Genomic DNA, 21,204 nt, shown 5'->3' with positions numbered 1-21,204 from the left:
AGTGAACTCTTTGCCTCGTCCTAGAGTGCCCAGCCGATGAGCTCGCGCATGATCTCATTCGTCCCGCCACCGATCCGCTGAACTCTCGTATCGGTATACATCTGCGCAATGGGATATTCGGTCATGTACCCGTAGCCGCCGTGCAACTGCAAGCAGTCGTCGACGATTCGGCTCTGCCGTTCAGTCAGCCAATATTTCGCCATCGCCGCGGTGACTCCGTCCAGCTCGCCCGCGATGAGCCGACCCACGCAGTGATCGACGAACACCCGCCCGATGTGCGCTTCCGTTTCGCACTCGGCCAACTTGAAGCGAGTGTTCTGCAAGTCGATGAGAGGCTTTCCGAAAGCCTTTCTCTCTTTGACGTACCGAGTGGTCAGTTTTACGGCGCGCTCACACGTCGTAACCGCCGAAAGGGCGATAGTGAGGCGCTCGTATGGCAGCTGCTCCATCATCTGCGCGAATCCCTTACCTGGTACGCCGCCCAGAAGATTCGTCGCGGGCACTCGCGCACCATCGAAGAACAATTCGCAGGTGTCCTGGCCGCGCTGGCCAATCTTCTCGAGCGGGCGCCCGACATGGAAACCCTGAAGCCCCTGCGTCTCGACGAGTATCATCGAGATGCCAGACGGTCCCGCGGCGCGCACGTCGGTCTTCACGGCCAAACAAACCAGTCCGGCGTGGAGTCCGTTCGTGATGAACGTCTTTGAACCGTCGATCACGTACTCGTCGCCTTCGAGTCGCGCCGTTGCCTTGATACCGGGCAGATCCGAGCCAGCTCCCGGCTCGGTCATCGCGATCGCCGCGACGAGCTCGCCGCGCGCCATCGGTGGGAGCCAAGCCTGCTGCTGGTCCGCGCTGCCATACTGTTTGATGTACTGCGCCACGATGCTCTGCTCGCGGACGCCGAAGTACACTCCGGCGAATGCGAGCTCCTCGGTCACGACGGCGGCGTGCGCGAACGTTCCACCGTGGCCACCCAGCGCCTGGGGAATGTCGGTCAGGAGGAGCGAGGCCGCTCCCGCCGCCGGCCATGCGCTTTCGTCAGGATGATGCTGCTCGCGCCAACGATCCTGATGGGGCGCGAGTTCCTCCTGAACGAACCGCCGAACTGAGCCGCGAAACGTCGCAAGCTCTTCGTTCATCCAGGGGGATTGGTAGGCTGCCAGTGACATCGTGCGGTGTCGCGAGGCCGGCGGGGGCCGTTCAGGGACCAGCGACGATTGGGAGAAATCGTCGGGTACCCATTAGAAGACTATGCAGAGTGCAGTCGCGCGCTCAGCATAGTTGGGGGGATTTGAGAATTTATGTACGACACCAAAGTATCGCGACGTCGACAAGCGGACTGCGCGGTGCTGTAACGGAATTGCACAGTCAAAGCGGACATCCGCTCAGAGCTTCGACGTCCGCTGGCGGTTCCTTGATGGCCGGGTCAGCCTGCGTCGCCAATCTGCCACGCCGCCCCCCCGCCCGCCTCGGCCAAGATGTTCCACCGCGCCCAGCTATCGGCGGCGACGAGCGGGAGCCGTCTACAGCTTCAGCCAGCCTTGATGGTTAGTCCAGCGTGCAGCAGGACGTCGGTCCGCCGCCCCTGTTCGAGAACTTCTACCGGTGCGCCTGTACGCCCGACGGGATCGATCGCCCCCCGCGCTGGCCCTCGGCGCGAAATTGACCAGGAATTGGGCCGAGGCCATCGACACCTGCGCGTGCGACGGTCCTCGCAAACCGGCCGGTGTGGCAACGACACCACTTGGACTGCTGTAGGCGACCGCCCCCATTGCCTGAACCCCTACGCGTTGTCGACCCCTACCGCCTCCGCGCCCCAGGCTGGCCCGCTCAGATCACTCGGTGCGAGCCAGCGGACCCGACGATGGCGCCAGTAATAAGTGCGGCGCGAAAAAAGTTGAACCCCATTCGATGCCTCCACCGTACTGCTGACACCACCCGGATCGAGATCCGGTCCAGGCCTGGTCGCCAAGTCCCCGACAACGGCGGCCAACTCCGCCTAACGACGGTGACCGATCGCACGCCACTTTGGGACGCCCGTCACCCCGAATATTGGATACACAGATCCTTACGTGAGAACCGCTTACCCGCGTCCGGCCCCATTGATACTATTGGTTCATTACGCGTGTATCCGGCCTCAAATCGGCCGGGTCTTCCACGATAATCGACTGCCATGATCACATCACAGCACCGCCGCATCGTCACGGCTCTTTTCGCCGCGACAGCCATGACGGCATGCTCGCACGCCGGCCAAAGCAACATGCGATCGGCGTCGGCGCCGTTGGTGATTCCAAGCGGCGTAGCAACGCCCTCGGCAATCGCCAAAGCGCGGGCGGATAGCACTCGGTATCCGTATACCGAGGCCGACATCCACTTCATGACCGCGATGGTCGGGCACCATTCGCAGGCGATCGTCATGTCGCGGTGGGCGCCAAGCCACGGCGCGAGTGAATCCGTTCGAATTCTTGCATCACGCATCATCAATGCGCAGACCGACGAAATCGTCGCGATGCAGCGCTGGCTCCGCGATCGAAATCAGCCCGTGCCCGAAGCGAGCCCCATGGGCATGAAGATGATGATGAACGGCATGGAGCACGACATGCTCATGCCGGGCATGCTGACTGAAGCACAGATGAAGGAGCTCAACGCAGCGAAGGGTTCCGACTTCGATCGGCTCTTCCTCACGTTCATGATTCAGCACCACAAGGGCGCCACGTCGATGGTCTCCGACCTGTTTGCGACGTACGGCGCCGGCCAGGACGAACTCATTTTCAAGTTCGCGTCTGACGTCAACGTCGATCAGACGACCGAGATTGCCCGAATGGAGAAGATGCTCGCCGTCGTGTTGTTCGGCGCCCAGCAAGCTCCATGATTTTCCTCTCACCCACCAACATCATGTCCCAACTCTCGTTGTCGAAGGCGTCGCTCGCCATCGGACTCATGTCCATGGCCGCGTGCTCCCACTCGACCCCAATGTCGTCGGCCGCCAGCCCGCAGCAGATGGGCGGCATCAACATCTCGCCGCCGAGCCCGGACTCGCGCGTCGGACTCCGCGCCGGTGTGATGGACGCGGCTGAAGCAACGTGGAACCTGAAGATCCTGTCGAAGACGCCGCCGTCGCCCAAGTTCCTCGGCAGCACTAACTCCGACATGGCCTTCACGGGCAACTATGTCATCCAGGGCAGCTACAACGGCTATCAGATCTGGGACATCTCGAATCCGAGTGCGCCCACGCTGAAGGTCGGCAACTACTGCCCGGCGTCGCAGAGCGACGTCTCGGTCTTCAAGAACCTCCTGTTCGTGTCGGCCGAAGGCAACACGGGCCGCATCGATTGCGGCGATCAGGGCATCAAGGATCCGGTCAGCAAGGACCGCATCCGCGGCGTGCGCATTTTCGACATCACGGACATCGCGCACCCCAAGAACGTCGCCAACGTGCAGACGTGCCGTGGTTCGCACACGCACACGGTGCTCGTCGATCCCAAGGACAAGGACAACGTCTACGTCTACGTCTCGGGTTCTGCCGGCGTTCGCTCGGCCAGTGAGCTCGAAGGCTGCTCCGGCGCCATGCCGGAAAAGGACGCGGCCAGCGCGCTGTTCCGCATCGAAGTGATCAAGGTTCCGCTCGCGCATCCCGAGCAGGCCGCGATCGTCGCGTCGCCGCGCATCTTCAACGACCTCGCTGCTCCGCCGCACCACGGCGAAGCGCCGGGCGACATTGCCAAGGCGAAGGCGGCCGCTGACGCTGCCCGCGCTCGCGGCGCGTACGTCCTCGAGATCCAGGGCCAGCAGATGGTTGCCCCGGACAACTTCATCAAGCCGATGCTCGACAGCATCGTTCGTTCGCGCAATGGTTCGGGCGCGGCGACCGGCGCCGACAGCAGCGCGCTTCGCGCCGCGCTTCCGGGCATCGTCGCCAAGATGATGGGCGGCGGCTCGAACGGTCCGCCGCGTGGCCCGACGCAGTGCCACGACATCACGGTCTATCCGGCGATCGGTTACGCCGGCGGCGCGTGCGAAGGTTACGGTCTGCTCATCGACATCAAGAACCCGACGGCCCCGGTTCGTATCGGCGCGGTCGCGGATTCAAACTTCTCGTATTGGCACTCCGCCACGTTCAACAACGACGGCACCAAGGTCCTGTTCTCGGATGAATGGGGCGGTGGTGGCGCGCCGAAGTGCCGCGCGACGGACAAGAAGGAGTGGGGCGCCGACGCGCTCTTCACGATCAAGGACGGCAAGATGCAGTTCCAGGGCTACTACAAGCTCCCGGCTGCACAGACGGACATGGAGAATTGCGTCGCGCACAACGGTTCGCTCATCCCGATCCCGGGCCGCGACGTGATGGTGCAGGCGTGGTACCAGGGCGGCATCTCGGTGTTCGATTGGACCGACGCCGCGAACGCCAAGGAGATCGCGTACTTCGACCGTGGTCCGGTCGACGCCACGCACTTCACGATGGGCGGTTCGTGGTCGGTGTACTGGTACAACGGCGTGATCGTCAGCTCCGAAATCGCGCGCGGTCTCGACATCGTCGAGCTCACGCCGAGCGCAGCGATCTCGCAGAACGAAATCGACGCGGCGAAGACGGTCCACATGGACTATCTCAATACGCAGGGTCAGCCGAAGTTCGTCTGGCCGGCGAGCTTCTCGCTCTCCCGCGCGTATGCGGATCAGCTCGAGCGCAACGGCGGTCTCGCGTCCGACAAGCTGTCGGCCGCGCGTGCTGGTCTCTCGGCTGCTGAAAAGCTGTCTGGCTCAGCGCGAAAGGATGCGCTGACGGCACTCGCCACGAAGCTCCACACGGATGCCCGCGGCGCGCGCGATGAAGCAAAGGCGCACACGTTCGCGACGTCGGTCGGCGATCTCGCCAACGCGACGAAGTAAGGCCCGAAAGCAAACCGCCCCTGAACGCAAATGCGTTCAGGGGCGGTTTTGTTTTCGGGCAGGTCTCTGGTCTCAGGTCTGAGGTCTCAGGGTTTTTCCTGTGACCAGGGACCAGAGACCTGTGACCTCAGGGGAACTTGACCGAAATGCGCGACTTCCTCATCGCCGTGCTATCAGACTTTAGTGAGTCGGCGCCCGTCGGTGCGTGATTGGCCTGCAGCAGATACGCAATCACGTCGAGGTATTCCTGTTCCTTCATGCCGCCTGGCTTGTCGAGCGGCATCGTACCGCGGACGACGGCGTAGAGGTCGTACACGCGCCGATCATTCCACGATTCCACGAAGCCCTGTCCAATGAGCTGTCCCGGGCCGTGACAGGTGCCGCAGGTCTCCTCGTAGACCTTCTCGCCGCGTGCAGCCTGCGACGCGAGGAATGACGCGGCAGGAAGGCCGGCCGCACTCGACAGAATCACCTTCGCATTCGGATCAACGTGCAGCGGAACCGGTGCGCCCGTTCGAGCAGCGGGTGTAAGCCGCGCCTCGATCGGTGGACGCACGTTGGTCGCGACGCTCGCGCAGGCCGCGACGAATACCGTTCCTGCCAACACACTTCCGCGACTCAGTCGCATCGAAATCCTCCCCCCAGTCACGTCGTTTCGATTCGGACGCATAAGTATACCGCGCGGTCGGCATTTGGCGACTCCAACAATCCGACTGATTCGTTTGATTTCGTCATTGCCGAAGCCCATCTTAACGTGTCCCCCCCACGGCATTCCGGATAATGATGAACGATTCGAAGTCGCCAGTTCCCTCCTCTCCCTCGACGTCCGACGAATCCGCCGCATCCTCCGCGCAGATCGTCGTCACTCCGCCGAGCGGTTGGGTCGATCCTGGCTCCCTACACCGTCGTGATTTCATCAAGGTGACCGGCGCTGGCGCTGGTGCACTTCTGGTCGGCGGAACGAGCATCGGCAGCGGCTCTCTGCGAGTCCCCGGACTCAAGGCGACGCGATCGGTGCGCTCGGCCAGTGCGTCCGCCGACATCGTCGTGATTGGCGCTGGAGCATGGGGCAGCTTCACGGCGATGAACCTCCGCAAGATGGGCGCGAAGGTTACGCTCGTCGACGCGTACGGTCCGGGCAACTCACGGTCGACGTCTGGCGACGAGTCGCGCGGCGTGCGCTCGTCGTACGGCGACAAGACTGGCGCGCTCGGCGAGTTATGGATGCTATGGGCACGCGAAGCGATGAAGCGTTGGGTGGCGTTCGACGACGAGTGGGGTCGTGAATTCCGGCTCAACCTGTTCCACACCACGGGCGATCTCATCATGCGCACCGAGTGGGACAACTTCCAGCTGCGCACCAAGGTCTGGTGGGACAAGAACAAGATCCCGTATCAGATCCTGAATCCGGACGACGTTCGCAAGGCGTTCCCGGTGATCTCGATGGACGACATCACCGCGGTGATCTACGAGCCCGACGCCGGTGTCGTTCGCGCCCGCCGCGCTGCTCAGACGGCTGCGGCTGTCTTCGAGAAACTCGGCGGCAAGATCGTCATCGGCCGAGCGACCCCATCAAAGACCTCTAATGGTACGCTCGAAGAGGTCACGTTGGACACCGGCCAGACGCTCCGCGCCGACAAGTTCGTGTTCGCCGTGGGACCGTGGCTCGGCAAGACGTTCCCCGATATTCTCGCGAAGAAGACGCGCGTCCCGATCGGGTACGTCTGCTACTTCGGCACACCGATTGGCGATCATCGCTTCACCTTCCCGAATCTCCCGAGCTTCAACTTCCCGGGTGTAACGGGCTGGCCAGCGCTACCCGTCGACAACCGCGGCTTCCGCGTTCGTGGCGCCGAGCGTGCACCGACGCCTCCGGGTGAAACGGTGGCAGGTGGTCGCGGTGGCGATGGACGTGGCGGCGCCGCAGCACCCGCGGGCGTCGCACCGGCCGGAGCACCGGCCGATGGTCGCGGTGGCCGCGGCGCTGGCGGGAACGGCGCGAACGGCGGCGGTCGTGGTGGCGCAGCCGGAGCGGCGGGCGCTGGTACCGGCGGTCCCGCTGGCGGACAACAGGCCGACGTACCGTTGGCGCAGCAAGATCCCGACACGAGCGATCGTTGGGCCGACCAGACGCGCATCGAAGGCTCGCGGCGCTTCGTCGCGCATCGCTTCCCGATCCTCAAGGATGCGCCGATCGCGCAGACGCATGCGTGTCACTACGAGTCGACGTCGAGCGGCAACTTCATCATCGACGTCCATCCCGCAATGTCGAACGCTTGGATCGTCGCCGGTGGAAACGCAGAAGGCTTCAAGTTCAGCCCCGTGATCGGCGAGTACGCAGCGCAACGCGTCATGGGCATCGAGGGCGACGCGGCGATCGCGAAGGGCTTTAGAATTCCTGAAAAGGAGTACGATCCGGTCCCGCCGCCGACTCCGGCTGATAGCACGCGACGTACACCGGCGCGCCCGCCCGGCTGAGCGCGTGCGCCGCACAAGGGGAGTCGGCTGCCCGCTCTACGATTGCCCAGCCGATTGCTCCGACGTTAGTCTCGTCCGCGGCCGCTCATTCCACATTTGGAATGAGCGGCGGCCCGCACAGGAGCAGAACGGCGACCAGACGAAGAACCTCCACGTCCGCGTCTACCGACGCCGTCTAGCCAGCCATGAGCGCGGCGAGCCGCTCCAGGATCCCGCCCAGGTCCGGTTTGTCCGCTAACACCTGTACCACCGGATCGGTGCCAAGCCGCTCCAACCGCTCGATCGCATTCTTGATCGTGTAGTTCCGTGGATCGAGTGACTGATCGACCTCGTCCCACACCAACGGCATCGACACAGTCGCCCCGGGCAGCGGTCGGACGGCATACGGCGACACGATCAGCTGCCCATGACGATTCTGTAAATAGTCGAGATACACCTTGTCGCCGCGCTTCGTCACGTGTCGCGTGATCGTAGCAATGTCGCCGAGCTCACGTAGAGCCAAGCGCGCAAGGAGTTCACCCAACGTGCGACACTGCGCGTACGTCACCTGCCGGCCGAGCGGCAGCAAGATGTGTAGGCCCGTCTTGCCCGTCGTCTTCACATAGCTTGGCATTCCGATCGCTTCGCAGATTTTGCGAAACACGATCGCCGTGCGAATCACATCGGAAAACGGCGCTTCCTTCGGGTCGAGATCGATCACGCACCAATCCGGTAGCTCGAGCGACCCCACTCTGCTATTCCAGATGTGCATGGGAATCGAACCCATGTTCGCGACGTACAGCAGCGACTCGACGTCGTCGCAGACGAAGTACTTCACATCGCGCTGCGTGTCTTCGCTCCAGATCGGGAAGGTGCGAATCCATCCCGGCACGAACTCCGGCGCGTCCTTCTGGTAGAACGACTTTCCGTCGATGCCGTCGGGGAAGCGCGTCAGCACGAGCGGACGGTTGATCAGATACGGCGACATCCACGGCCAGATCGCGCGGTAGTAGTCGACGAGATCACCCTTCGTGTAGCCCTCGCCCGGCCAATAGATTTTCTTGAGATTCGAGAACGCGATCGTCTTCTCGATCTTGGCGCTTGGCACAGTCGGAGCAACGACGGGCGCGCTTGCAACAGCTTGCTGCCGTGCGGTCGCCGGCGGCTCGGACAACGCACCCTGTCGTTCGCAATCGCGCGGATCCTTGTCGGGACGCATTCGCAGGAACGCTGCGTGCCGCAGTACACCGTCCGGCGTCCACTCGCGGAACCGGACCTCGCACACATAGAGCGGTTCGACCCACGTCGTCGTCTTCGTCTCGGGTATCGCGGTCGCCCCGCCAAGCGGCGGTGCGCACGGCGGATCCCGGCGCACGATCGGTTCGAGTAAACTCTGAAGCTCGCCGATCAGTGCATCGTTGAAGCCCGTGCCAACGCGACCAGCGTAGACGAGCGAACCGCCTACCATGTCGGCAAGCTGCAGCGCGCCCATGAAGCTCCGGCTCCCCCTGGGCTCCGTGAATCCAACGATCACGAAGTCGCCCGTGCTCTCGGTTTTGATCTTGATCCAGTTGTCCGTGCGTCCGCCGCGATACGGCGCGTCGGCCTTCTTGGCGATGATTCCTTCGAGGCCAATCGCCGCCACCTGTGTCAGAAACGCCTCCCCTTCACGCTCGATGTGATCGAGCGCGTGCACGGCGCCGAGTTTTGGGAGCGCGTTCATGAGGAGCTTCTTGCGCGCAACCAGCGGCAACGGCCGCAGGTCGTAGTCCTCGAATCCGAGGAGGTCGAATGCGTAGAACGTCGCCGGCAATTCGACGGCGGCGGCCTTGATGTCGATCGGCGAACTCAGTCGCCCGCGCTGCTGAAGCATCGAGAAACTCGGCTTCCCCTTCGCGTCGAGCACGACAACTTCTCCGTCGACGACGATTTCGTCGAAGGGCAGCGCCTTGATCGCGCGCGCAATTTCCGGGAAAACCGCGGTGTAGTCGTTCCCATTGCGCGTCAGCAGCAGCGCTTCGCCGCGCGACTTGCTCGCGAGCAGCCGGTATCCATCGAGCTTGAGCTCGAACACCCACCCATCGCGTGTGAACGCCGTATCCGACGACTCGGCAAGCATCACGCTCACAGACTTTGGATCGACTCGAGTCTTCGGCGCGCCCGCCTGTTCGATTGCGACGCGAAGCGCTCCGGCCGAGTTCTGGCCCGACTTTACCTCGTCGACGGTGAGACCCGAAAGTACCGACGTCTCGACGAACACGTCGCCCGGCGACTTCACATACGAGTCACGCTCCTTGATCAGGAGCCACTCCTTGTCGCTCTTCTTGATCTTCACGAGCGTCCACTTGCCGTGAAGTTTGTAGCCGCGCAACTCGAACAGCAGCTTTCCCTTCTCGAGTCCTTCGCGCCAATCTTCGAGCGCGATCCACTCGCCGCGATCCCAGACGATCACGCCGCCGGCGCCGTAGTTGCCGTTCGGGATCACGCCTTCGAAATCACCATACTCGAGCGGATGATCTTCGACCTTCACGGCGAGGCGCTTGTCGTTCATGTCGTACGACGGCCCCTTGGGCACGGCCCACGAGCGAAGCACGCCGTCCATCTCGAGACGCAGGTCGAAGTGCAGTCGCGTCGCGGCGTGCTTGTGCACAACGAACAAACGGCCAGGAACCGCCGAGACCGTGCCGACCGGCTCAGGTGAGGTGTCGGCCGATCGCTTCGCGCGATAGGTGCTGAGGTTGTCCGGAGCGGGTACGTCGTCGCGGTCGTCCACCACGATCAACGCTTCTCGGAATCACTCAGTCGCGCGAGTCGCTTACGCACCTCGGCGACCTTTGGCTGCAACTCGGGATCAGCATGATTCCACAGTTCGAGGAATCTTGTATAGTGCGCCACAGCGGCCTGGCGGTCGCCCTTCGCCTCGTACAGCTCGCCGAGGCGCTTTTGAGTGCCGGCCATCAACCATCCGTCCACGGTGAACCGGTCGATCGATGGTGGTCCGTCGATGTAGCGATTCATGACCGCAATCGCAGAATCGGCGCGACCAGCGAGGTCGTAGGCGCGCCCCAAATCGCCCATAGTGCACTCCGGACACGCCCCCTTGCCGGCGTCGCGTAACTCGCTGATCGCAGCATCGAATCGACTCTCGCTGATGGCGATCAGCGCGACCATGTAGTGCCGATCGCCAGTATCGAATCTGCTGGGGTTCGGGTGTGCCTGATCGTACTGGGCGAGGATTGCCTTCGCCCGATCGGCGCGCCCAAGAACGGCATAGGCCCGCACCAGCGCGTAGAACGGGCGGTCGAGCGGTGACAGCTTCTCGAGCGGGTGAGCATCGAGACTGGCCTGCAGGGTGCGCAATGCGTGAGCGGTATCTCCAAGGAACCAGACCTCGGAAGTCGCCGTCGTAGCAGCGTCGACGAGCGGCGCCGCGAAGGCGCCCTGCTGTTCACTGAGCGTCGCCGCTTCTGAGCCATACTTGTTCGCCTCGTTCAAGCGGCCGCGCAGGCGAGCAATGTCGGCCAGATTCCCGTCCGCGGCACTCCGCGTGCTTCGGTCATCGGTCGACGACCGGAGCTTCAGCAGAGTCGCCTGCGCCGAGTCGAGTTCACCCTGCACCGCGGCAAGGTGCGACGACATGAAAATCGGGGTCGGATTCGACGGGAGGGATTTCTTCCATTCCGCGATCGTGGTTGCCGCGGCGTCGAACTTCTTCTGCGCGACCTGGCTCTGATAGAGATTCGCGAAGTAGGTCCATCCTGTGGGACTCGCGTCAACAGCACGCTGCGCGTACCCCTCCGCTTTTTCGAACTGGCCGCCGGTGTTGAAGTCGTTGGCAAGATTGTTCAGCGCGCTAGCGTTCTTCGGATCGATCTCGATCAGCGCCTCGTATGCGGCGATCGCTTTCTCGACGTCCGGATGTGGCCCGAAGTCGTAGTAGGAGCCGAGCGTCAGATAGCGCTCCGCATCGCTCAGCCGATCCTTGTGCTGAAACGCCTTCTCGAGCGCCGCGACCTGGCGTGATGTATAGCCGCCGCGATTTCCGAGCTCGATCGCCAGCTTTCGATACGCCATCGCAAAACTCGTATCGAGTGCGATCGCCTCCTCCATCAGCTCGACGCCACGACTGAAGTCGTTGTGCTCGCGGAACGCTCGAATGCCCTGCACGTACTTCTTCAGCGCCTCGAGCGACGGGGTCGTCACCTTCTCGAGCTCCATCGCTGCATTGACCGAGCGCAGCGATTCGCCCGCCTTGGCGCGCACGTCGCGCGATAGTCGGTCGATGGCCGCGATGATCTCGCTGCTCTTGTCGGCGGTTACGCGGAACGTCGCCAACACTTCGCCGGTCTGCGCCGAGTAGAGCTTGGCCGCGATGACGTATTTGCCGCCCAGCGACAACACCTCTCCGTCGATCACCGCCTTGATGCCATCGCGCGTCGCGATCTCGCGCGCGAGCGCGAAGTCGAGAGATACATCGAGCGGCTTCTGCATTCGATTCAACGTCTCGCGAATCGTCGTCGGCTGCACGACTCGCAGCTGCCGCGACTGAGCGAGATCCGACCTGAACGCTTCCGTCACCACCGGTCCGAGGCTCGTATCCGACGCCGGGCTCTTGAAATCGGCAATGAGTATTTGATCATTGTCGCCAAACGTACCCGCCGCGCGCAGTGAGGCCGCCGGTCCAATACCAAACGTGCGCATGACCATGTAACCGCCGACCAGCAGCACAAACACGCCAAACGCGGCAATGCCGGCGATCGTCGTTCGACGCCAGTTCACCCACGGGCTCGCGCGGACCGCGAGGCGCGCCATCGTCGATTGCGTCGCCGGCGAACCTCCCGGCGTGATCTGCGCCATCGTCATTGCCTGATGTGCGCCGTGGTGCACAAACGCCGTGAAGAGAATCGCGGGAAAACCCAGCGCCATCACGATCACCGAGCCGGGCAACACCCAGGTCGGTAATCCAATGCCAACGATTGCCGCCTTAGCGACGATCGCCACGGTGACGAACGCCGCCGCGTAGATCGCCAGTGCGCGCCACAACCGCTGGCGACCGCCAAGGAGAATCCCCGCCATGGCCGGGTGGGCGCCGCCGCTCGTCGTCACGGTCTCGAGGACTTTCACGAGATCGATCGCCGACTGCGGCCGCTTGTCGGCGTCCTTGGCGAGACAGGCCATGACGAGGTCGGCGAGCAGCGGCGGCGTGTCTGGCCGAAGCTCCGTAACCGGCTGTGGTGCCTCCGCCATGTGCGCCGCGAGCAGCTTTTGCGGTGTGCGTCCAACGAATGGCGCTCGGCCAGTAAGCAGCTCGTACGCCATGCAGCCGAACGAATACAGATCGGCCCGATGGTCAGTCGCTGGATCCGCGGCAGCCTGTTCCGGCGCCATGTACGCCGGCGTCCCAATCGACGTTCCCAACTGCGTAAGCGTTCCGCCGGGCGTCGGCGTGCGTGACGCCGACAACGCCTTCGCAATTCCAAAGTCGGTGACGACGGCGGAGCCACCCGTGATCAACACGTTGTCGGGCTTGATGTCGCGGTGCACGACACCGCGATCGTGCGCATACGCCAGAGCTTTGGCGACGTCACGCAGGTAGCTGATCGTCTCGCCCATGGGCACAGCGTCGCCATGCGCGAGACGCGCGCGGAGAGACGTGCCCTCGACGAACGGCATCGTGTAATACGGCAGGCCTTCCGTCTCACCCGATGCGAGCACCGGCACGATGTGCGGATGCTGCAGCTGCGCGGCGAGCTGTATCTCGCGCTTGAATCGTTCGACGGAGACGCCCTGCACCAACTCGGGCGGAAGGACCTTGACCACAACGTTGCGGCCGAGCGCCGTCTCGGTGGCAACGAAGACCCTCGACATTCCGCCACCGCCGAGCTCTCGCTCCAGGGTGTAGGCCGCGCCGAGGGTGGACTGCAGTTGGCTACGCAGGTCCATGCGCTGAGTCAGAATTGTTTGGAGTACACCGCGCGCCTAAACTATAGCCCGGCACGCGTCGCTGCTACGCTAGGGTCGTTTATCGCTCGACGGAGCAGCGACCTTCACGGCAACGTACGTGACGCGCTCCCCCGGGGCGAGGATCATCTGGTGCGGTGTTCCCGCGGGAATCGTCGCCATGTCGCCAGCGTGCAACGGCGCGCGTGTCGCGCCGCGCGCGGTGCCGCCGCGCCATTCACCCGGCGAACTCTCCGTGGCGCCAACCTGGACGCCGCCCGTAAGTAGCGTCGCGCTCCCCGACTCGACGATGAAGATGTCCGTCCAGGCTTCGTGGCGCTCGAGTCCACCCGTGCTATCGCGATGGGTGATTCCGTAGGTGAACCCTGGCCCCTTGCCGAGTTGTGCTGTGCGCGACGCGCCCGGCGTGAGCGAGTCACCCAGCTGTTTCAACCGCTTTGCCGGGACGATCTCCGCGGGAGCCGTGGGTGCAGACTGCGCCGAAAGGGACGAAGCGAGGCACAGGAGGCAAAAGGAGACACCGAGCGACGAACGCATTTGCGATGGATTCGAGAAGGGTTGATTTTTCACAGTATGCACCGGACCGGTGCACGGTTCAATCACCCATGGCGAACCGGTCAATACTGCCCCATGATCGAGCACCGTTTGCCGCTGTTTGGGGTAGTATTTAACTCGTCGTGGATACTTCCCGTCCCCTCGTTTCCCCTCTCGCGTCCAGCCCAATGCCTGCTCGCACGATTGGCACCGCCACAATTTCGTTCGGACTTGTCTCGGTCCCCGTCAACCTGTATTCGTCGGCCGAATCCAAGTCGAGCGTGTCGTTCAACATGCTGCACAAAAAGTGCGGCTCGCGACTCAAGCAGCAGTACACCTGCCCCAAGGACAACGAGATCGTCACTCGCGACGAGACCGTAAAGGGCTACGAGTTCGCAAAGGATCAGTATGTGATCCTCAATCCCGAAGAGCTCAAGGCGCTCGAGGAAAAGGCGACGGGCATGATCGACGTGATCGAGTTCGTGCCGCTCGACAAAGTCGATCGCGAGTATCTCGAGAAGGTGTATTACCTCGGACCCGACAAGGGCGGCGATCGCGCGTATCGCCTGCTCGCCGCGGCGCTCCAGGAAACCGGTCGTGCTGCGCTAGGCCAGTACGCTGCGCGCGGCCAACAGCACCTCGTGCTTCTCCGCCCGCTCAACGGCGTTCTCGTCATGGAGCAGCTGCACTACGCCGATGAAGTCCGTCCGACCACTGAGGTCACGGTACCAGAAGGCGAAGTGAAGCCGCAGGAGCTCAAGCTCGCGAAGCAGCTCATCGAGCAGACGGCGAGCGACACGTTCGAGCCACAGAAGTACAAGGACACCGTGCGTGAGCGCGTGCTCGAGACGATTCAGCGCAAGATCGAAGGCCAGGATATCACGTCGGCCGACACGCCGGCAGACGGCGGCGGCAAGATCATCGATCTCATGGAAGCGCTGAAGGCCAGCCTCGCGGCAACCAAGCCTGACGCCACCGCAAAGGCGTCATGAACCTCAAGGCCGGTACGAGCGGCTTCGCGTTCAAGGAGTGGAAGGGTTCGTTCTATCCGCAGGATCTCAAGGACGATGGAATGCTCGGCTACTACGCGAGCAAATTCCCAACCGTCGAGATCAACAACACCTTCTATCGCCTCCCGAAGGAGGAGGTGTTGCAATCGTGGGCAGCACAGGTTCCCGAGCCGTTCACGTTCGCCATCAAGGCGAGTCAACGGATTACGCACTACGGGCGCCTCAAGCCTGAGAGTGCGAGCGCCGTGGAGTTTCTCCTCAAGAACACGGCGTCGCTCGGCGCCCGCCTCGGGCCGATTCTGTTCCAGCTTCCGCCGAATCTGAAAAAGGATCTCGATCGCCTGCGCACCTTCGTCGATACGCTGCCGAGCGATCGGCGATACACGATCGAGTTCCGACACGAGAGCTGGTTCGAAGATGATGTATTCGACGTGCTGCGCGCGCGCGACATCGCGATGTGCATCATCGATCAGGCTGAATTCTCCGCGCCATTCGTCGCGACCGCCACGTGGGGCTATGCGCGTCTGCATCGCTTCGACTATGACGAAGCGTCGCTCACGGATTGGGCCAAGCGAATCGCGGCGCAGCCCTGGAACGAGACACACGTCTACTTCAAGCACGACGAGGGCGTCGGCTCGGGCCCGCCCGCGGTGGACGGCTTCCTTCGATCGATCGCTGCACTTCGCGTGTAGCCAGAACGTTACCGACGCCAGCGGTTTCGCCACGGGTGCATGGCTAGTAAGATTTTGGCCATGAATCTGCGCCCGTTCGTTCTTCCATCGATCGCATTCGCCGCTGTCGCGGCCTACGCCTGCGCCACTGGCGCTCGCGGCCCGCGTGAGAGTCGTGCGTCGATGGCGACCACTGCGACGCCAATCAAGCACGTCGTCGTGATCTACGGCGAGAACATCTCGTTCGATCACTATTTCGGCCTCTACCCGAGTGCCACGAACCCGCCGGGTGAACCGGCATTCGCCGCCGTTGCGAACACGCCGTCGGTGAACGGCTTGACCGGCGACTTGCTGACGAAGAATCCGAACCTGAACGACGAAAACGGTACGGGCGCAGCCAATCCGTTTCGCCTCGATCGCACCCAAGCCGCGACCTCCGACCAGGGGCACGCCTACACGCCGGAACAGCGCGCGTACAACGACGGCAAGCTCGATCTCTTTCCGAAGTACACGGGGCGCGCCGGTAGTGGCGGCACTGGTGCGTTCGCCACGAAGGGGCTCGTCATGGGCTACTTCGACGGCAACACCGTCACCGCGATGTGGAATTACGCGCAGCGCTTCGCCATGAGCGATAACTCGTACGGCGATCAGTACGGGCCGTCCACTCCCGGCGCGCTCAATCTCATCTCCGGGCAGACAAATGGCCTGAGCATCAACGTGACCACGAAGCCGTCATACGCGGTAGACGACGGCCAGGGTGGGCGAACGATGATCGGCGACGTCGATCCTGGTCGCGACTCCTGCTCGAATGCCGGTGGCAAAAGTGCCGTTGCCATGATGGCGGGAAAGAACATCGGCGATTTGCTCAACGAAGCGGGGCTGAGTTGGGGATGGTTCCAGGGTGGTTTCGACCTCACGGTCACAAATGCCAATGGTTCAACGGGCTGCGTGCGCACGACGCATTCCGACGTCACCAATGTTGACGTTCGCGACTATGTACCGCACCACCAGCCGTTCCAATACTATGCGTCGACCGTAAATCCCCGGCATGCACGACCCGTTTCAATCGCGACCATCGGTACGGCACGCGATACCGCGGGGAATCATCAGTACGATGTGCGCGACTTCTACGCCGCGGTGTCAGCCGGGAATCTTCCTTCCGTATCGTTCCTCAAGGCGCCGGCATATGAGAATGCTCATGCCGGCAACTCAGACCCACTGGACGAGCAGCGCTTCGTCGTCGAAGTCGTCAACTTCCTGCAGCAACAACCGGCGTGGCGCGAAACGGTCGTGATCCTCGCCTACGATGACTCGGACGGCTGGTACGACCACCAGATGGCGCCAATCGGCAACGCGTCCTTCGATTCCACGGCCGATCAGATTTCGGGTCCCGGACGGTGCGGTGTTCGTGGTAGAACGCCGCAGGCGCGCGGCGTCGCGAGCAACAAGCCTGTTCACGGTCGCTGCGGGCCTGGCACACGCCAACCGTTCATCGTCATCTCGCCTTGGGCCCGGGTCAACTACGTTGACCACGCGCAGATCACGCAGTCGTCGATCATTCGCTTCATCGAAGACAACTGGCTTGGCGGCAAGCGACTCGGCGGCGGCTCGTTCGACGCCACGACCGGCAATATGACCGGTATGTTCGACTTCTCCGCCCAGCCGCGTACGACGCCCCTCTACCTCGACGCCGAGTTGGGCACGGTCGTCTCGACGCCGCCAGCGCGTCGCTAACGCCGGCGATGCTGATGCGCCGAGCGCTGCGTGTCGTCGCGCTCGGTGTCGTTGCGTGGGGTGTGGTCGGCTGCGGGAGCGACACCGACGACATTGCGAATCCGCATCCCGTCCAGCTCAAACGACCGGCCGAATCCCCACTGAGCGCGATGGGGGAGCTCGGCCGCCTGGTGTTCTACGACACGAATCTGTCAGCGTCGGGAAAGCGGTCGTGTGCGAGTTGTCATCGACCGGAGAACGCGTACGCGTCGCCCACTCGGTCTTCGATCGTGCTGGCAGCTCCGCGCGAGAATCATGGAATCGTGCGCGCGGTTCCCAGTCTGCGATACGCGTATCGCGCGCCCAACTTCTCGGTCGGCCCGGAACTCAGTGACGCCGACGACATGACCGCCGCAGCCAGCGCGCCGCCTGCGCCGGGAACATCTCCAGTCAAGGTCGCCGGCGGTGCCGCTCGTTCTGAGGTGATGGTCGCTCGCGGTGGTCTCTTCTGGGACGGGCGCGCAAATACGCTGCAAGATCAGGCCATGGGCCCGCTGTTCAATGCGAACGAAATGGGAAATACGTCCATCGATGCGATTGTCGCCAAGCTCCGCAAGTCGACGTACGTCCCGCAGTTCGTGACGCTCTTCGGCGTGAACGTCTTTGCGCAGCCCACCCGACTCGTCGACGAAGCAATGTTCGCCGTCGCGCGCTTTCAGATCGAGGACGCGTCGTTTCACCCGTACACGAGCAAATACGACTACTTCCTCGAGGGACAAGCTCGCCTTACGCCGAGCGAGTGGCGCGGCCTGCAAGCGTTCGATGACGAAAAGCGCGGCAACTGCGCAGCATGCCATCTCGATCGTCCACGCGGCGACGGCCTGCCTCCCGTGTTCACCGATTACGAGTACGAGGCGCTCGGCGTTCCTCGCGATACGCTGGCGCGCGGCACAGATCTCGGCGCATGCGGCCCTTTGCGCACCGATCTCCGCGGCCAAACACAATACTGCGGCATGTTCCGTACGCCATCCCTGCGCAACACTGCCACGCGGTCAGAGTTCTTTCACAACGGCGTCTATCGCACGCTCGACGACGTGCTCGCGTTTTACAACTTTCGCGACGTTCGCCCTGAACGGATCTACCCGACGTTACAGGGTCGTGTGCAGCGGTTCAACGACCTTCCCACGCAATACCACGGCAACGTCGATACGAGCGATGCACCGTTCAATCGGGCGCGCGGACAGGCGCCAGCGATGTCCGATCGGGACATGAGCGACATCATCGCCTTTCTGAAAACGCTCACCGACGGATATCGCGTCAATCCTCGCGCAGCGTCGCGGCCGGACTGATTCGCCCTGCGCGGCGAGCCGGCAGGTATGTGGCCAGCGCCGCGCTGGCCACGAGCACGACGATCATTCCTCCATACGCACCGGGGTCGAGCGGGCTGACGCCAAAGAGGAAACCACGTGCGAGTTGCGCGAGAACGCCGGCTATCGCGAGTCCAGTGAGTGCGCCCGCAACGATCGGCGTCGTGCCCTGACGCATCATCAGAGCGATCACCTGCCGACTTGTCGCACCGAGCGCGAGCCGCACCGCGACCTCACGCTGCCGTTGACCGAGTCCAAAGCTGACGACGCCGGCGACACCGATCGCCGCCAGCAGCAGCGCGAGCGCACCCAGCGCGGCCATCGCCGTAGCAACCATGCGCGTGGGTGCGAGAACACTGGCAATTCGATCCTCGAAGCGCTCGGTCTGAACCACTACCTGAGGATCGATGGTGCGCACCCATTCGGGAACGGCCTGCATCAATGACGCCGGCGATTGGTTGGTGCGCACGACGATCGCGTTGTCGAGTGCCGAACCGATCGCGAGGTAGGCAGTTGGATCGGAGGTCCGCGCGAGCGTCGACGCACTTGCTTCGCTCGCAATTCCAACAACGCGAAACCATCGGCCCGCCGCCTTGAATCGTTCACCGATCGGCTCGGCGCTCTGCCACAGTGCCGTCGCCATCGAACCGCTGATCACCGCAGCGCGATCGCCGTCGCCAAGGGCAGAACTGTCGAACGTCGTGCCGCGCACGATGCGCATGTCCATCGTCTTGAAGTACGCGCCGGACACACGCGTCACGTTCACGGTATGCGCGTCTGCCGCCCCGCCGTGATCGCGGTCGAGTTGTACCGTCTCCGTCGTGCGTCCGATCAGGGGTAGCCGTGCCGCAATCGCCACGCCCGCCACACCAGGAGTGCGGACGATCCGACCCATCACTTCCCCATAGAGCGCGTCGGCCCGCGCCGCATCGTAACCGAGCGCCGCCAGATTCAGCGAAAACGCAACGACGTTGTGCGTTGCGTATCCTGGATCGACGCGGGTCGCGCGCAGTGCACCGCGCACGAAGAGCGCGGACATGACGAGGAGCATCGCGCTGCCAGCCACCTGAACGCCGATCACCGCGCTTCGAATGCGCGACGGACGAACGTGTAGCCGTCCAACCATCGTCACACCCTTGAACGCCGATACGAGATCGACGCGTGTGGATTGAAGAGCCGGAACGAGTCCAACGAGCATCATTGTGAAGACCGCGACGCCGAATGCGTAGGCAACAACGCGAGCGTCTGGCGACGGATCGATCTGGAGCGCCCCAATCGGCGAGATCGCGGCCAACAGGCGCGGCAGCGCCAGAACGAACGCCATGCCAAGGAGCGCACCGCACAAGCTGAGCAAGCCGCTCTCGATGAGTAGTTGCTGAATCAACTGCCGCCGCCCCGCGCCAATCGCGAGTCGAATGGCAATCTCACGTCGTCGCGCCAATCCCCGCGCGAGCAGCAAATTCATGACGTTGGCGCACGCCATGGCGACGATCGTCAGTCCGAGGAAGATCGTCAACACGATCGGTACACGTCCCTCGCGGGCTACTTCCGGGAAGTTGAGATATGCCCCCGGTACGACCGACGGCACGACACGTCGTCCCGGATAATCCAAGTCGAGACGCTTACCGGTCACCGTCACCTGTGCATTCGCTTCGGCGAACGTCGCTCCAGGAGCGAGGCGAGCGACCATCATCAGCCAACTAGCGTTGCGGTGCACGAGAATGCTGTCACGACCGTGCGCGAGCGCCGGTTGCATCGTCACCGGCACCCACAGCGCCGACGGCTGCAACGAAATCCCATTGAATCCAGACTCGGCAACGCCGATGACCGTGAGCGGAAGGCTATTCACGCGGATGACGCGGCCGACGATCGTCGAGTCCCCACCGTACTGCGTCGACCAGAGTGCGTGACTGAGGACGACGACTGGCCCGGATCCCGGCTGTGCGCACTCGTCTACCGTGAACGCTCGGCCGAGTGCCATACGGGTTGCGGTTGTGCGGAAGTAGGCGCACGACACGAGTTCCGACGCGATCGGCGCATCCGCACCACCGACGATCAGGGTCGACGGCGCATAGACCGACGACGACGAGAACGCCGGCGACTGCGCGTACGATTGGAAGTCAGCGTATGAGAGCCACGATGTCGTACCGCGCACTTCGCGAATACCGCGACCACGCAGTTGTTGATACACGTTCACCACACGCCCGGCGTCACGAACTGGAAGAGGGCGCGCGAGCGTTGCGTAGACCAGCGTGAAGATCGACGTGTTGAGGCCAATGCCGATCGTCAGCGTCGCGGTCACGGCAAGCGTGAAGCCGGGGGAACGACGCAGGCCGCGCAAAGCATGCCGCACATCGCGAACAAGCGCGTCGATCAGTGCTCCAGCTCGCGCGTCGCGGACGTTCTCCTTCAACTGCTCCACGCCGCCCGCTTCGATCAGCGCCGCGCGTCGCGCCATCGCGCCGTCCATTCCAGCACGCGCCTTTTCGGCGGCCAACGCGTCGACGTACGCGCCAAGCTCGTCGTCCAGCTCTCGCTCTACCTTCTCCCGGCGAAAGAGGTTTCGCGCGGCGCTCCGCAGTCGAGCGATAGCCGACATCG

Annotated in this window: 13 protein-coding genes; 7 read left to right on the top strand and 6 right to left on the bottom strand. The window is 63.3% G+C overall.

Features of this window, described 5'->3' with window-relative positions:
• Positions 1-20 precede the first annotated feature (20 nt).
• On the bottom strand, positions 21-1,142 hold the full coding sequence (locus AC6H4Z_RS10885; RefSeq protein WP_497546775.1) for an acyl-CoA dehydrogenase family protein: 1,122 nt from the start codon (positions 1,140-1,142) through the stop codon (positions 21-23).
• Between the two features lie 1,034 nt (positions 1,143-2,176).
• Here AC6H4Z_RS10885 and AC6H4Z_RS10880 point away from each other — a divergent pair.
• Together AC6H4Z_RS10880 and AC6H4Z_RS10875 are read left to right on the top strand one after the other, a co-directional pair.
• Positions 2,177-2,875: a DUF305 domain-containing protein gene (locus AC6H4Z_RS10880; protein WP_497546774.1), complete on the top strand. Its 699-nt coding sequence runs from the start codon at positions 2,177-2,179 to the stop codon at positions 2,873-2,875.
• Positions 2,872-4,890 carry an LVIVD repeat-containing protein gene (locus AC6H4Z_RS10875; RefSeq protein WP_497546773.1) on the top strand — a complete coding sequence of 673 codons (2,019 nt, stop codon included), beginning with the start codon at positions 2,872-2,874 and terminating at the stop codon, positions 4,888-4,890. The genes AC6H4Z_RS10880 and AC6H4Z_RS10875 overlap by 4 nt, the downstream gene beginning before the upstream one ends.
• Before the next feature lie 127 nt (positions 4,891-5,017).
• Here AC6H4Z_RS10875 and AC6H4Z_RS10870 read toward each other — a convergent pair whose 3' ends face one another.
• Positions 5,018-5,518, bottom strand: coding sequence for a c-type cytochrome (locus AC6H4Z_RS10870; protein WP_497546772.1), 501 nt, complete (start codon positions 5,516-5,518; stop codon positions 5,018-5,020).
• A 155-nt stretch (positions 5,519-5,673) separates the two neighbouring features.
• On the opposite strand from AC6H4Z_RS10870, the gene AC6H4Z_RS10865 reads away from it, so the two are divergent.
• Entirely contained in the window at positions 5,674-7,368 is a 1,695-nt protein-coding gene (locus tag AC6H4Z_RS10865; RefSeq protein WP_497546771.1) for an NAD(P)/FAD-dependent oxidoreductase, read from the top strand.
• A 175-nt stretch (positions 7,369-7,543) separates the two neighbouring features.
• Here the strand turns inward: AC6H4Z_RS10865 and ligD are convergent, their stop codons facing one another.
• The 3 genes from ligD to AC6H4Z_RS10850 form a co-directional block, all read right to left on the bottom strand.
• Entirely contained in the window at positions 7,544-10,123 is a 2,580-nt protein-coding gene (gene ligD / locus AC6H4Z_RS10860) for a DNA ligase D (RefSeq protein ID WP_497546770.1), read from the bottom strand.
• 2 nt (positions 10,124-10,125) lie between these two features.
• A complete protein-coding gene (locus AC6H4Z_RS10855; protein WP_497546769.1) occupies positions 10,126-13,290 on the bottom strand; it encodes a protein kinase domain-containing protein in 3,165 nt (1,054 codons plus the stop codon).
• Positions 13,291-13,359: 69 nt separating this feature from the next.
• Complete coding sequence (locus tag AC6H4Z_RS10850; protein WP_497546768.1) at positions 13,360-13,845, bottom strand: cupin domain-containing protein; 486 nt, start codon at positions 13,843-13,845, stop codon at positions 13,360-13,362.
• A 185-nt stretch (positions 13,846-14,030) separates the two neighbouring features.
• On the opposite strand from AC6H4Z_RS10850, the gene ku reads away from it, so the two are divergent.
• From ku to AC6H4Z_RS10830, 4 genes are read left to right on the top strand one after another with little or no spacing between them, the layout of a single operon-like run.
• A complete protein-coding gene (ku, locus tag AC6H4Z_RS10845) occupies positions 14,031-14,834 on the top strand; it encodes a non-homologous end joining protein Ku (RefSeq protein ID WP_497546767.1) in 804 nt (267 codons plus the stop codon).
• Positions 14,831-15,544, top strand: a complete 714-nt coding sequence (locus AC6H4Z_RS10840) for a DUF72 domain-containing protein (RefSeq protein WP_497546766.1) — start codon at positions 14,831-14,833, stop codon at positions 15,542-15,544. The genes ku and AC6H4Z_RS10840 overlap by 4 nt, the downstream gene beginning before the upstream one ends.
• Positions 15,545-15,604: 60 nt before the next feature.
• A complete protein-coding gene (locus AC6H4Z_RS10835; RefSeq protein ID WP_497546765.1) occupies positions 15,605-17,257 on the top strand; it encodes a phospholipase C in 1,653 nt (550 codons plus the stop codon).
• A gap of 14 nt (positions 17,258-17,271) precedes the next feature.
• Positions 17,272-18,585, top strand: coding sequence for a cytochrome-c peroxidase (locus tag AC6H4Z_RS10830; protein ID WP_497546764.1), 1,314 nt, complete (start codon positions 17,272-17,274; stop codon positions 18,583-18,585).
• Here AC6H4Z_RS10830 and AC6H4Z_RS10825 read toward each other — a convergent pair.
• Positions 18,554-21,202 (bottom strand): ADOP family duplicated permease, encoded by a 2,649-nt coding sequence (locus AC6H4Z_RS10825; protein ID WP_497546763.1) that lies wholly within the window; start codon positions 21,200-21,202, stop codon positions 18,554-18,556. The two genes, AC6H4Z_RS10830 and AC6H4Z_RS10825, sit on opposite strands and share 32 nt — an antisense overlap.
• Positions 21,203-21,204 lie beyond the last annotated feature (2 nt).

The sequence above is a fragment of the Leucogemmata humicola genome (genome assembly GCF_055379415.1).
Note: the sequence above shows the minus strand (reverse complement) of the source record. Positions and strands in the feature narration are given on the sequence as shown.

Bases quoted from the DNA above. Each gene is read 5' to 3' on its own strand.
- AC6H4Z_RS10850 (WP_497546768.1), bottom strand. From the start codon at position 13,845: ATGCGTTCGTCGCTCGGTGTCTCCTTTTGCCTCCTGTGCCTCGCTTCG.
- AC6H4Z_RS10825 (WP_497546763.1), bottom strand. From the start codon at position 21,202: ATGTCGGCTATCGCTCGACTGCGGAGCGCCGCGCGAAACCTCTTTCGC.
- AC6H4Z_RS10865 (WP_497546771.1), top strand. From the start codon at position 5,674: ATGAACGATTCGAAGTCGCCAGTTCCCTCCTCTCCCTCGACGTCCGAC.
- AC6H4Z_RS10885 (WP_497546775.1), bottom strand. From the start codon at position 1,142: ATGAACGAAGAGCTTGCGACGTTTCGCGGCTCAGTTCGGCGGTTCGTT.
- AC6H4Z_RS10875 (WP_497546773.1), top strand. From the start codon at position 2,872: ATGATTTTCCTCTCACCCACCAACATCATGTCCCAACTCTCGTTGTCG.
- AC6H4Z_RS10840 (WP_497546766.1), top strand. From the start codon at position 14,831: ATGAACCTCAAGGCCGGTACGAGCGGCTTCGCGTTCAAGGAGTGGAAG.
- AC6H4Z_RS10830 (WP_497546764.1), top strand. From the start codon at position 17,272: ATGCGCCGAGCGCTGCGTGTCGTCGCGCTCGGTGTCGTTGCGTGGGGT.
- AC6H4Z_RS10880 (WP_497546774.1), top strand. From the start codon at position 2,177: ATGATCACATCACAGCACCGCCGCATCGTCACGGCTCTTTTCGCCGCG.
- AC6H4Z_RS10855 (WP_497546769.1), bottom strand. From the start codon at position 13,290: ATGGACCTGCGTAGCCAACTGCAGTCCACCCTCGGCGCGGCCTACACC.
- AC6H4Z_RS10835 (WP_497546765.1), top strand. From the start codon at position 15,605: ATGAATCTGCGCCCGTTCGTTCTTCCATCGATCGCATTCGCCGCTGTC.
- ku (WP_497546767.1), top strand. From the start codon at position 14,031: ATGCCTGCTCGCACGATTGGCACCGCCACAATTTCGTTCGGACTTGTC.
- AC6H4Z_RS10870 (WP_497546772.1), bottom strand. From the start codon at position 5,518: ATGCGACTGAGTCGCGGAAGTGTGTTGGCAGGAACGGTATTCGTCGCG.